The following is a 12263-nucleotide window of genomic DNA, read 5'->3' as shown; positions in this document are numbered from 1 at the left end:
ATCGGTGAAGAACCGACATCATCACGGCGATGACCTCGACAAATGCCGGCTCTCGCTCGACTTCGGGTAGGAACGACACTCAGCTGAAGTGGTCGTATCCGGCCCTGCCCGCATACGACGTGCTGTCGACCAGCACACCGCTTCCGGTTTCGACACCACCGATGACGCGCCAGGCGTCCGGCAGTACGGTCCCGGCGGGAAACGTCGCCACCAGCGCGTTGTCTTCGCCACCGGTGAGTACCCACGAGATCGGGTCGGCCTGGAGGAGACGCGCCGCCTCGCGCACCGGGTCGGCGACCTCCAGGGCGGAGACGTCCACGCCGATTTGGACGCTGCTCGCCTCCGCGATGTGTCCCAAATCGGCCAGCAAGCCATCGCTGACGTCGCACATCGCCGTCGCTCCCAGATCTGCCGCCTGCGGGCCGGCAGAGTAGGGAACCTGCGGGCTGCGGTGCGCCTGCACCACCTCCTCCGGTACGTGCTGGCCCTCCAGCAGCAGCTGCAGGCCGGCTTCGGACCAGCCCAGCCGGCCACACAGCGCGACGACATCACCCGCCCGGGCACCGGAACGCGGCACCGGATCGCGGCCTTCCAGGTCGCCCAGTGCCGTGACGGCCACCACGATCGCTTCGGATCCCACCGTGTCGCCCCCGATCACCGACGCACCCACGTCGCCGCATTCGGCGCGTACGCCATCGGCCAGCTCGAGTACCCACGCCGCCTCCAGATCGCCCGGCGCGCCCAGCGCCACTGTCACCGCCGTGGGCCGGGCGCCCATCGCGGCGACGTCGGCAAGGTTCTGCGCCGCGGCCTTCCGGCCCACATCACGCGCGCTCGACCAGTCCCGGCGGAAGTGCCGGCCCTCGATCAGCATGTCCGTCGTCACGACGGTCCGCCCATCCGGTGCCGCGATGACCGCCGCGTCGTCTCCCGGGCCGAGCGCCACGCCGGCGCCCTGCGGCAACCGGGCAGTTATCTGGCCGATCAATGCGAACTCACCCATATCGGAAATTCGGTCTGCCACATCCACTCCTCATTCGCGGGAACTTGCCGGGGAACACGATAGGTTGGCGCTCAGTCAATCTTTCCGTAGGAGCTGGAGGGCAACGCGTGGTGGTACAGGCATACATCCTGGTCCAGACGGAGGTCGGCAAGGCCGCCGAGGTGGCGCGGCAGATCTCCGAGATCGACGGTGTCGTCTCCGCCGAGGACGTCACCGGGCCGTACGATGTAATCGTGAAGGCAGAATCGAGTAACGTCGACGATCTCGGCAAGCTCGTCGTCGCGCGAGTCCAGTCCGTCGAAGGCATCACCCGAACGCTCACGTGTCCCGTCGTTCACCTCTGATCGCGTCTGTGGCCGCGCTCGCCGTGAGCGGGTGCGGGTTCGGCCCCGTCGACGTCGAACCGTTCGAGGTCGATCCCGCAGCAGCGGACACCTGCGCAGCTGTACTGCAGGACCTTCCCGAGGTCGTCGGCGACGCCGTGCGGCGCGACGTCGAGCCCGAGTCACTCCCGGCCGCGGCCTGGGGCGAACCAGCCATCGTGCTCCGCTGTGGCGTCAACCTGCCGGCCGCCTACGAACCCGGTGCCCGGTTACTGGAGGTCGACGGGATCGGATGGTTCCCCGAGCCCGGCGACGGCGGCATGTTCTTCACGTCGACCGATCGCGAGGTGCTGGTCGAGGTGGCCGTTCCCGACGACTACGCGCCCGAGGGAGAGCTCCTGCACGATCTCGCCCCCGCGATCGCCAGCCACATCCCGGAACGCGAGTTGCGCTAGCGCACCCCCTAGCGCAGCCCCAGCGGCCGGCCGAGAGCGGTCGAGATCATCCGGTCCACCAGCGCCGGATAGTCGATGCCCGACTTCGCCCACAACATCGGGAACATCGACGTCGGTGTGAATCCGGGCATGGTGTTGACCTCGTTGACCAGAACCGAGCCGTCCGGGCGAAGGAAGAAATCGACCCGCGCGAGGCTTTCACACGACAGCGCCTGGAACGCGGTCACCGCCATGTGCCGTACCTGCTCGGCCGTCTCCGGGGGGATGTCCGCCGGGAGGTCGAGGGCGACGCCGTCGTCCGGCAGGTATTTTGCCTGGAAGTCGTAGAAGTCGTGGCTGGCGTCGAACCGGATCTCGCCGACCACGCTCGCTTCCGGCTCACCGCCGTCAACGCCTTCGAGCACCCCACATTCGATCTCCCGGCCCTCGACCGCTTCCTCGACCATCACCTTCGGATCGTGCTCGCGGGCGCTCAGCACGGCACTCTCCAACCCGTCCGGGCCGTCGACCTTGCTCACGCCCATGCTCGATCCCGCCCGTGCGGGCTTGACGAAGACCGGCCAGCCCAGCCGTTCCACGTCGGCGAGCACCTGATCACGTTGCCGGTCCCACGCGCCGGGCCCGACCAGCACATGCGGGACGACGGGTAGACCTGCCGCTTGCAGCAGCAGCTTCATCACGTGCTTGTCCATGCCCGCTGCCGAGGCCAGCACGCCGGAGCCGACGTAGCGCACGCCTGCCAGCTCGAACAGGCCCTGGATGGTTCCGTCCTCACCGAACGGGCCGTGCAACAGGGGGAAGACGACATCGACCGTGCCGAGCTCTTCGGGAACCTCGCCGGGTGACTGCACGATCAGGCTGGATCGTTCCGACAGGACGACGGAGCCGCCTTCGTCGCTCACCTCGGGAAGCTGTCCTTCGGCGATGGCAAGCTGCTCTGGCTTGCCGCTGGAAAGTACCCAGCGGCCTTCGGTGGTGATCCCGATGGGTATCACCTCATAACGCGCCGGATCGAGCGCGGAGAGCACGCCTCCTGCCGTGACACAAGAGACCGTGTGCTCGGAACTGCGTCCTCCGAAGACGAGGGCGATCCGGATCCGGGATGGCGTCGCATTCATCGCCTCGACCCTACCGTTAGTGTCCATGCCGTTCTGGCTTAGCCGAGCGGGCGAGCAGCGAGCGCAACATGTCCTGCGGCGTGAGCTCGCCACGCACCATCCGCGCCACGTGCTCCACGATGGGCATTTCCGTGCCCGCCTTGGTCGCCAGCTCCAGAATCGACTCGCACGACTTGACGCCCTCGGCGACCTGCCGCGAGGCCGCCGCGGCCTCGTCGACGCTCATCCCGCTCCCGAGGCGCTCGCCGAACGTCCGGTTGCGCGACAGCGGCGACGAACAGGTCGCGACCAGGTCTCCGAGTCCCGCCAAGCCGGAAAACGTGTACGGATCGGCGCCGAGCGCCTGGCCCAGCCGGGCCGTCTCGGCCAGACCACGGGTGATCACGCTGGCGCGTGCATTGTCGCCGAACCCCAACCCGACAGCGATCCCCACGGCGAGGGCGATGACGTTCTTCACCGCACCGCCGAGCTCGGTACCGACGACGTCGGTGTTCGTGTAGGGGCGAAAGTGCGGGTTGTGGCACAGTCCCTGCACCCGCTGCGCCAGCTCGTCGGTATGTGCCGCGATGACGCTGGCCGCCGGCTGGCGTCCCGCGATCTCACGGGCAAGGTTGGGGCCCGAGACGACGCCGATCCGCTCCGGTCCCGCCGCTGTGACCTCGGCGATCACCTCGCTCATCCGCTTGGTGGTACGCAGCTCGATCCCCTTTATCAAGCTGAGCAGCACCGCGTGCGGAGGAATGAGCGGGGCCCACTCCGTCAAGTTCGCGCGCAGGCTCTGTGCGGGAACCGCCAGGGCGATGAGCTCGGCGCCGGATACCGCCTCGTGCGGGTCGGGGGTCGCGTGCACCGCGGGCGGGAGCTCGACGCCGTCGAGATAGTCCCGGTTGACCCGGGTCCGGTTGATCGTGTCGCACAGCTCCTCGCGCCGCCCCCAGAGCCGGACGTCGGCGCCGGCATCGGCCAGGACGAGCGTGAACGCGGTGCCCCACGAACCGGCGCCGAGCACCGCAACCCGAGCGCCGCGACCGTTGCCCCCCTGCATCACTGCACCTCACTCTCCGGGCCGGGGTCACCATCCTCGCCCGCACCCTCGTCGTCCACGCGTGCCCCGTCGTCGCGGTCGTTGCCCGCGGCACTGCCCGCGGCGCTCGGCTTGCCGGTCGACGAGGTCCCGGCGCGACGAGGGTCGAACCGCAGCTCGGGCGCGGTCTCGCCCCGAATGATCTCCAACTCAGCGGTCACCGCCGCCATGATCCGATCCGTCGCCTGCCGCATGCTCTCCGTGGTGACCGGCCTACCAAGCAGGTCACCCAGGTCGACCGGTGCACCGACCCGGACGTGGACCGCCTTGCGGGGCCAAAGCCGGGGTCGCTTCGAGTAGGGCGGAAGGATCGTCTGCACGCCCCATTGCGCCACCGGGAGCACCTGGCATCCGGTCTCCAGCGCCACCCGCGCCGCACCCGTCTTGCCGGTCATCGGCCACAGCTGGGGATCCCTGGTAATCGTGCCCTCCGGATAGATCACCACGCACTCGCCCTCGCGGACCGCCTTTACCGCGTCCCGGTAGGCACGCGCAGCGTCGTGGGTTTCCCGGTACACGGGTATCTGGCCGCACGATTTGATGATCTTACCGATCACCGGAATACGGAACAGGGTGTCCTTGGCTAGATATCGTGTGGCCCGGCCGTTGTCCCAGAGAAAGTGCGCGAACGTGATGGGGTCCAGATGCGAGATGTGATTGGCGACGATCACCACTCCCGTGCCTTCGGGCGGGACCCGGTCAGCTCCGACCCAGTGCCGCCGGGTGATCACCTGAAGGATCGGCCGCAGGACGAACACCACGAGCCGGTAGGCGATGCCCAGCCGCTGTTTCGGTCCCCCCACAGGATCCTCCTTCCGGGTCGGCCATCCGGGCCGCGTCCACTGCCTCAGCCTCGACCGCACGGACGGCCTGGCCCTCAATGATGTCCGAGTCGAATCAGCAACGGCAGCCCACCCCCGGTTTGGAGGATGCGTGACGCCTGTCGCCGCTTCGTGGTCCATCATCGTGCCGGTGAAACGGCCAGAGCTCGCCAAAACGCGCCTGGCCGACACGGTCGGCGAATTGCGACCCTACATGGCACGCGCCTTCGCCGCAGACACGGTCGCCGCCGCGCTCGCCTGCCCGCCCGTGCGCTCCGTGCTCGTCGTCACCGACGACGACGAGTTCCGCGCCGAGGCACGACGCCTCGGCGCCGAGGTGATCGCGGACACCCCCGGTGCCGGGCTCAACGCGGCACTCCGCCACGGCGCGCGCCACCTGCGGGGCCATCGGCCGGCGCTTCCGGTGGCGTCCCTGTCCGCCGATCTTCCGGCGCTGCGCGCCGCCGAGCTCCAGCGAGTCCTGGAACACGCGGCGGAGTATCCCATCTCGTTTCTCGCGGATGCCGTGGGCGTCGGCACCACCCTGTATGCCTCCACGACGGGTGCGCCCTTCCTTCCCCGGTTCGGCGAGCGCTCGCGCGCCGCGCACCAGGAGGCCGGTGCCGTCGAACTCGACATCGCCGACGTGCCGACGGTGCGGCGAGACATCGACACCGCCGTCGATCTGTGGGACGGCATGCGCATCGGTCTGGGGCCACGCACGGAGTCGGTCATCCTCCAACTCGACGCCGCCTTCTGAGGCCAGCCTTCTGGGGCCGCTCGGCGGGGCTCGGCGGCGCTCGGCGGGGCCGACGGGGCCCGGCGGGGCCGGGTCCCGGGCCGCTCAGGTCTCCTGGGTGCCGGTCCCCTCACGGTCGGTGGCCGACGAGGCCGCTCCCTGAGAAGGAGTAGCCGTGGTGCTGCCAGAGCTCGTCGACGTCGTCTTCTTGGCAGTCGACTTCTTCGCAGCGGATTTCTTCGCGGTGCTGCTCTTCTTCGCCGACGCGGCCTTGCTCGCCCCACCGGATGCCGAGGAGCTGGACGAGCTGGACTTCTTCGCAGTCGACTTCTTCGCTGCCGATTTCTTCGCCGGGGCCTTCTTGACCGCCGACTTCTCGGCCGTGCCTGACGTCGTCGACGTGCTCTTCTTCGCCGGAGACTTCGTTGCCGTCGACTTCTTGGCAGCCGACGACGCCGTTCCCGTCGTCGCAGCGGGTTCGCGGCCCGTCGTCCCCGTCGTCTGCGCGCCGGGTTGGCGGCCTTCGCCTTCTTCCCGCTCGGCGCGAATCACATCGGCCGCAGCTCGGGCAGCCGACGACGCGGCGCGCGAGGCCACCTCTGCCGCGTGCGTGGCCTGCGCGGAAACCTGCGAGACCGAGCCGAAGACCCGGGCGCGCACCTTCTTCACACCAGCGACGACGTCCTTGAGTTCCTCGGCCGGGTCGAAGGTGGGGACAGCCCGCTTCGCTTTCTGCCCCTTCCCCTTCTGCTTCTCCTTCGTCTGGGTAAAGACGCCGAACCCCTTGATGACGACCTTCTCCCCCGACGCTAGGGATCGGGTGATGGCATCGATCACGGAGTCCAGCGCTTCTTGCGCCTTCTCATGGTTGCCGTCGAACCGCTCGGCGATGCGGTCGACCAAGTTCTTCTTGTCCATCGTCGCTCCCTCATGCTGGATGGACGCACAGGATCCTGATCACAGTCTTCCTGGTGAGCGCACGTGAATACAACGTCCTGCCAAGAAATCGCCGCCCGTGTCGCGCATTATGCGCGTGGATGTCTCGCTCTCGGGCGTCGTTCCTGGAGCTTTCGGCCGAGGCATGCCCTGCACATGAAACGAACTGACGCGGCACATGAAACGAACCGACATTGTGGAGGCCATGACCGCGACAATGTCGGTTCCTTGCCGACCTTCAGGCGAGGGTTCGCGGCTTGTGCGAGGGCCGGCTCGCTTCGAAGTCGGCGATCTCGTCGATGTGCCGCATGGTCAGCCCGATGTCGTCGAGCCCTTCCATCAGCCGCCACCGGGTGTAGTCGTCGACCTGCATGGGCGCGACGATCTCGGCGCAGCGCACCTCGCGTTGTTCGAGGTCGACGGTCACCTCGGTGCCCGGCGCGTCTTCGAGCACCTGCCAGATCCGCTCGATGTCGTCCTGATCCAGCTCCCCCGTGAGCAAGCCCTGCTTGCCGGAGTTTCCGCGGAAGATGTCGGCGAAGCGGGCCGACAAGACGGCCTTGAAGCCGTAGTCCTTCAGCGCCCAGACCGCGTGCTCCCGCGAGGATCCGGTGCCGAAGTCCGGACCGGCGACGAGCACCGAACCGGAGCGATACGACGGGTGGTTGAGCACGAACGACTCGTCGTGGCGCCATGCCGAGAACAGGGCGTCCTCGAAGCCGGTGCGCGACACGCGCTTGAGGTACACCGCCGGGATGATCTGATCGGTGTCGACGTTGCTGTATCTCAGCGGCACACCGACGCCGGTGTGGCGGATGAACTTGTCCATGGTTCCTCGCTCTTCATCAAACTCTCATGATCATGAACACTATGCCGGCCTGTATGCCCGGCTAGTGTTCATGATCACGGGACGGGAGTGGGGTCGGGTCGAGGTCGGCGGGAGACGACAGCGTGCCGCGCACACCCGTCGCTGCCGCCACGAGCGGGCTGACCAGGTGCGTGCGCCCGCCTTTACCTTGCCGGCCCTCGAAGTTCCGATTCGACGTCGACGCGCTGCGCTCACCCGGCGAGAGCTGATCCGGATTCATCCCCAGACACATCGAACAGCCCGCGAACCGCCACTCGGCACCGAACTCGGTGAAGATCTTGTCCAGACCCTCGCTCTCGGCCTGAAGGCGCACTCGATCCGACCCGGGGACAACAAGCACGCGGACGTCGTCGGCCTTGCGCCGCCCCTTGACGATCTCGGCCGCCGCGCGCAGGTCCTCGATCCGCCCGTTGGTGCACGATCCGATGAACACGGTGTCCACGGTGATCTCCCGCAACGGTGTTCCGGGCCGCAGATCCATGTACTCCAGGGCACGTTCCGCCGCGGCGCGCTCGGCTTCCCCGGCGAAGCTCGCGGGATCCGGAACGGCGCTCGACAGCGGCAGCCCCTGACCGGGATTGGTTCCCCACGTCACGTAGGGTTCGAGCTCCTCGGCGTCGATCGTGACCTCGGTGTCGAACTCGGCGTCGTCGTCCGTGCGCAAGCTCTTCCAGTACTCGAGCGCGGCATCCCACTCCTTGCCCTTGGGGGCGTGCGGGCGGCCCTGGACGTACTCGAACGTCGTCTCGTCCGGCGCGATCATGCCGGCGCGGGCCCCGGCCTCGATGGACATGTTGCAGATCGTCATCCGCGCTTCCATCGACAGCGAACGGATCGCCTCGCCGCGGTACTCCAACACGTACCCCTGCCCGCCACCAGTGCCGATCTTCGCGATGACGGCCAGGATGATGTCCTTGGACGTGGTTCCGGGGCGCAGCTTGCCCTCAACGTTGATCGCCATGGTCTTGAACGGACGCAGCGGCAACGTCTGCGTCGCCAGGACGTGCTCGACCTCGGACGTGCCGATGCCGAATGCCAACGCCCCGAACGCGCCGTGCGTGGAGGTGTGCGAGTCGCCGCACACAACCGTCATGCCCGGCTGCGTGAGCCCGAGCTGAGGCCCTACGACGTGAACGATCCCCTGCTCGGTGTCACCCAGCGGATGCAACCGGATACCGAAATCCTCACAGTTGCGACGCAGCGTGTCGATCTGGGTGCGGCTGGTGAGGTCCGCGATCGGCTTGTCGATGTCGAGTGTCGGAGTATTGTGGTCTTCCGTTGCCAGGGTCAGATCCGGGCGACGCACCTGCCTCCCGGCCAAGCGCAGCCCCTCGAACGCCTGCGGGCTGGTGACCTCGTGAACGAGATGGAGATCGATATAGAGAAGGTCAGGCGCGCCCTCGGCTCGGCGCACTACGTGCGCATCCCACACTTTCTCGGCCAGGGTCTTTCCCATCGCCGTCTCCTCGTCGTCCATGATCTACTGATATGTGACCCTTCGTCAGGGCCTGCGGCTTGAGACTTGCATCTCGAATGCTGAGATGGCAATATCGAGTCATGGACAACTCTAGCGGAGTTGGCGTGCTTGACAAGGCCGCCCTGGTCTTATCGGCGCTCGAAGCTGGTCCAGCGACGCTGGCAAACCTCGTCGCCGCAACGGGTCTCGCCCGTCCGACGGCGCACCGGCTCGCCGTCGCCCTCGAGCATCACCGGCTCGTGTCGCGGGACCTGCACGGCCGGTTCGTCCTCGGCCCCCGCCTCGGCGAGCTGGCCACGGCCGCCGGAGAAGACCGGCTGCTCGCCGCCGCCGGTCCCGTCCTGGCGCGGTTACGCGACGCGACGGGCGAAAGCACACAGCTCTTCCGCCGGCAAGGCGAGCAACGCATCTGCGTAGCCGCTGCCGAGCGTCCCTCCGGACTCCGCGACACCATCCCGGTCGGCGCGACCGTCACCATGCTCGCGGGCTCCGCCGCCCAGGTCCTGCTCGCCTGGGAAGAGCCCGAACGGATGCACCGCGGCCTGCAAGGCGCGCGTTTCACCGCCACCATGCTCGCCGCCGTTCGGCGTCGTGGCTGGGCACAGAGCGTAGGCGAGCGCGAGCCGGGGGTCGCGTCCGTCTCCGCGCCGGTGCGCTCCGCCAGCGGGCGCGTCGTCGCAGCGGTCTCCGTCTCCGGACCCATCGAACGGCTGACCCGCCAGCCCGGGCGCGTGCACGCTCCCGCGGTACTCGCCGCCGCGGAACACCTCACGAACGTGTTGAAGAACGCCGAAGACGGGTAGGGACGCGGCGGGAAACTATTCCGGCACCGTGATCTCCGCACGCCCGATCGACACCGTCGACGTCGCGGCCACTCAGCGCGGCCAGCCTGGCCGGAGCGTCGCGGTGAAGCTGCGCCCGTACGCCTCGTGGGTGTCCGCGACGATCCGGGTGCCGCCGGGTATCCGGGTGACCTCGACGCCCGGATCGGCCGTATCTACCTTCAGGGGGCGTCCCCGCACGATGACCGACACGGTGTCGCGATCCATCGTGGGGTCGGACAGCGCCACGGTCACCGCGTCGTCGGCCTCCCGCATGATCACGGAAGCCGGGCCGCCGATGGCCAGGCGCCCGGCATGCTGCCACCGATCGGTGAACACGTTGGCCGCGATCACGCCGAGCTCCGAGTGCTTGATCGCCTGGATCCGCTCGTCGTTGGCGAGCACGCTCAACGGCCCGTCGGCGTAGGACTGGAGCTGCTCTTCGCCGGCATTCGGTACGAGCGCGTAGGCCAGCGCCGTCGGTGACGAACCGCCGGGGTGGTCGACCGATACCCCGAACACGTTCTTCGTCACGTCCGTATCCGGGTTCGACGCCCGCACCACCTGACGGCTCCGGGTGACCTCCTCCACGCTCACCGTCACGTCCTGCCGGTCGAGAAAGACGTAGCCCACGGCAGTGCCCTGACCGGCGTTGGCGTAGCGCAGCCAATCCAGCTGCGACGTCCCCGTGCCCGACCACGTTCCGCCGTTCCGCTCGCGTCCCGTGATCGCGATGTCGTCGGCCGCTGCAGAGATACGGCTGTCCACGGTGGTCACCGCGTCCCGCCCGGCCGGATCGACGATGCCGGCCGCCAGGACGACGATCTCCTCGTCCAGCATGAACCACGATTTGATCGCCTGGGTGTTCTGGTAGACGACGAAATCATCCGGCAGGATGCCGCGTTGCTTGTCCGCGTAGGCGACGTCGTCGGACTGCACCATCCCCGCGACACCGTACGCTCCCAGGGTCGCGCCACCCGAGTAGCCGTTCGTGCCACGCGGGAAGTAGACGTAGGTGTTCTGCGACTCCGATGCCGCCGTGAATTCGAGCGGGTGATCTGGATTCTCGTACCATGCCTGCCCGTACAGCTCCGGTATGGTCTGCCGCTCCTCCACCGGCGAGGTGACGCCGGCCAGCCGGTACGGGGAGACCGTCGTGTAGTAGTCGACGCCGAACGCCTCCCGCTGATCCTGCCCGCTCAAGTAGAGGTAGTACGCGCCGTCGCCCTGGAACCACGGCATCAGGTTCTCGTAGTTCATGTACTCGTACTTGCTGATCCGGTCCGAGCTGCGCGCCAACGCGAAGGCGTATCCGGGTCTGCGGTGCACGGTCTTGTCCATCGCGTTGAAGGCGACGCTGCGCTCGGGCGGATTCAGGTCCTCGGCGGGGATGGAGTCGTCGCCCAGGATGTCCGTGTAGCGCGGGATGCTGACCGGCGATTCGAAGCTCGTCGGGTCGAGAGTCGCCTGCGAGGTGGACCGGATGAACTTGACGTACGACTCGAACGCCGTCGCCGTCGCGGGCTCGGCGTAGTCGGTGAGGTCGACGATCGCCTCGACCACGGCACCGACGTCCGCATAGCCGGTGGTGGTCCGCGATACCGCACGGCCCTTGACGATCTCCATCATCCAGCCTTCGAAGATCACCGGTGCGAACCCGTCGGTCAGCCAGCCATGCACGACGTCGACGAGCTCGTCGCCCGCCGCGTACGACGTCCCGTCCAGGATCTTCACGGACTGCACGACACGTCCCAGCAGGATCCGTCCGTACGAGCCGGTATAGGCGACGGAGTGGTGCTGGATGAACGATCCGTCCTCGTAGTAGCCGTCGGTAACGCCGTGCTGGAGATCGTACGGGTCGATGGTGGCGAAGACGGTCTGCTGATCGCTGATCGCCTTCTCGATCCGCGCATCGTCGCCGAGCAGCGCGCCCTGCAGGATTCGGTTGGTGGTGATGTCGGCCAGGTTCGCGCCGGTGTGAAAGCGCGAATCGAGATCGACGTCGCCGTCCTTGCCCTTGCGCAGGTAGCCGTCCATCGACTCGACGTAGGTCGCGGTCAGCTCGGGAGCGTACTCGGCCACTTGATCGGCCAGCAGCACCAATGTCCTGGTGGCGCGCGTGGAGATGCCGATCTCCCAGTGGTACCAGTTGCCGTAGTAGCCCTCGTCCTGGTCGCCGTAGTAGTTCTCGTGCAGCCAGATCAAGCCGTCGATCACGCGCTGCTGCACATCCGTATTGTTCGCGAGGTCCGGGTCGTCGATCCCGGGCGTCTTGGTGGCCAGCGCGATCTCGTAGAGGTACTGGAACGAGCGGCTCAGGTTCGACTCGGACGTACCGAGTGGTTGACCGGCGAAGAGCTCGCCCGTTCCCGCGTCGTCCATCGCCGCGAGCCGGTTTCTGGCGGTCCGGGCGATGGCGGTGAGCTTGTCCGCGACTTCGGGTCGCGCATTCGACTCCTCCGTGCCAGCGAAGATCTCTATGGTGTTCGCGAGGAACCGGGCATGATCGTCGCTGCTTCTTGCTGGGGCTGCACCGGCCGGGAGCTGCTTGGTGACGGCCAGCAGGCCGGCGGCGGGAAGGAACGACAACACCTGGCGACGACTGAGCGGCTGCACGA

12 protein-coding genes are annotated in these 12263 nt (G+C 67.8%); 4 read left to right on the top strand and 8 right to left on the bottom strand.

Going from position 1 to position 12263, the window contains the following annotated elements; translation table 11 throughout:
- Positions 1–79: 79 nt before the first annotated feature.
- Positions 80–1024: a thiamine-phosphate kinase gene (locus DPM12_RS18945; protein ID WP_211659145.1), complete on the bottom strand. Its 945-nt coding sequence runs from the start codon at positions 1022–1024 to the stop codon at positions 80–82.
- Between the two features lie 89 nt (positions 1025–1113).
- On the opposite strand from DPM12_RS18945, the gene DPM12_RS18940 reads away from it, so the two are divergent.
- Both DPM12_RS18940 and DPM12_RS18935 read left to right on the top strand, forming a co-directional pair.
- The gene (locus DPM12_RS18940; RefSeq protein WP_211659148.1) at positions 1114–1347 is read left to right on the top strand and encodes an Lrp/AsnC family transcriptional regulator; all 234 of its coding nucleotides are present in this window, start codon (positions 1114–1116) and stop codon (positions 1345–1347) included.
- Between the two features lie 8 nt (positions 1348–1355).
- A complete protein-coding gene (locus DPM12_RS18935) occupies positions 1356–1781 on the top strand; it encodes a DUF3515 domain-containing protein (RefSeq protein ID WP_158542953.1) in 426 nt (141 codons plus the stop codon).
- 8 nt (positions 1782–1789) lie between these two features.
- On the opposite strand, the gene DPM12_RS18930 is transcribed toward DPM12_RS18935, so the two are convergent.
- The 3 genes from DPM12_RS18930 to DPM12_RS18920 are packed head-to-tail and all read right to left on the bottom strand — an operon-like array spanning position 1790 to position 4786.
- Positions 1790–2899 carry a D-alanine--D-alanine ligase family protein gene (locus tag DPM12_RS18930; protein WP_112259915.1) on the bottom strand — a complete coding sequence of 370 codons (1110 nt, stop codon included), beginning with the start codon at positions 2897–2899 and terminating at the stop codon, positions 1790–1792.
- Between the two features lie 16 nt (positions 2900–2915).
- Complete coding sequence (locus tag DPM12_RS18925) at positions 2916–3944, bottom strand: NAD(P)H-dependent glycerol-3-phosphate dehydrogenase (RefSeq protein ID WP_112259914.1); 1029 nt, start codon at positions 3942–3944, stop codon at positions 2916–2918.
- Positions 3944–4786 carry a lysophospholipid acyltransferase family protein gene (locus DPM12_RS18920; RefSeq protein ID WP_170313723.1) on the bottom strand — a complete coding sequence of 281 codons (843 nt, stop codon included), beginning with the start codon at positions 4784–4786 and terminating at the stop codon, positions 3944–3946. The genes DPM12_RS18925 and DPM12_RS18920 overlap by 1 nt, the downstream gene beginning before the upstream one ends.
- A 169-nt stretch (positions 4787–4955) precedes the next feature.
- On the opposite strand from DPM12_RS18920, the gene cofC reads away from it, so the two are divergent.
- Positions 4956–5564, top strand: a complete 609-nt coding sequence (gene cofC / locus DPM12_RS18915; protein WP_211659144.1) for a 2-phospho-L-lactate guanylyltransferase — start codon at positions 4956–4958, stop codon at positions 5562–5564.
- Between the two features lie 84 nt (positions 5565–5648).
- On the opposite strand, the gene DPM12_RS18910 is transcribed toward cofC, so the two are convergent.
- The 3 genes from DPM12_RS18910 to leuC form a co-directional block, all read right to left on the bottom strand.
- The gene (locus DPM12_RS18910) at positions 5649–6461 is read right to left on the bottom strand and encodes an HU family DNA-binding protein (protein ID WP_112259912.1); all 813 of its coding nucleotides are present in this window, start codon (positions 6459–6461) and stop codon (positions 5649–5651) included.
- A gap of 256 nt (positions 6462–6717) precedes the next feature.
- Positions 6718–7308, bottom strand: a complete 591-nt coding sequence (gene leuD / locus DPM12_RS18905) for a 3-isopropylmalate dehydratase small subunit (protein ID WP_112259911.1) — start codon at positions 7306–7308, stop codon at positions 6718–6720.
- 61 nt (positions 7309–7369) lie between these two features.
- Positions 7370–8803, bottom strand: coding sequence for a 3-isopropylmalate dehydratase large subunit (gene leuC / locus DPM12_RS18900; protein WP_112259936.1), 1434 nt, complete (start codon positions 8801–8803; stop codon positions 7370–7372).
- A 101-nt stretch (positions 8804–8904) separates the two neighbouring features.
- Here leuC and DPM12_RS18895 point away from each other — a divergent pair, with 101 nt between their 5' ends.
- Positions 8905–9627, top strand: a complete 723-nt coding sequence (locus DPM12_RS18895) for an IclR family transcriptional regulator (RefSeq protein WP_112259910.1) — start codon at positions 8905–8907, stop codon at positions 9625–9627.
- Between the two features lie 72 nt (positions 9628–9699).
- Here DPM12_RS18895 and DPM12_RS18890 read toward each other — a convergent pair whose 3' ends face one another.
- Entirely contained in the window at positions 9700–12261 is a 2562-nt protein-coding gene (locus DPM12_RS18890) for a polysaccharide lyase family 8 super-sandwich domain-containing protein (RefSeq protein ID WP_211659143.1), read from the bottom strand.
- Positions 12262–12263: the final 2 nt, after the last annotated feature.

It is taken from the genome of Phytoactinopolyspora halophila (genome assembly GCF_003287285.1).
Classification (GTDB): domain Bacteria; phylum Actinomycetota; class Actinomycetes; order Jiangellales; family Jiangellaceae; genus Phytoactinopolyspora_A; species Phytoactinopolyspora_A halophila.
This window is presented reverse-complemented; position numbering and strand designations above follow the sequence as displayed.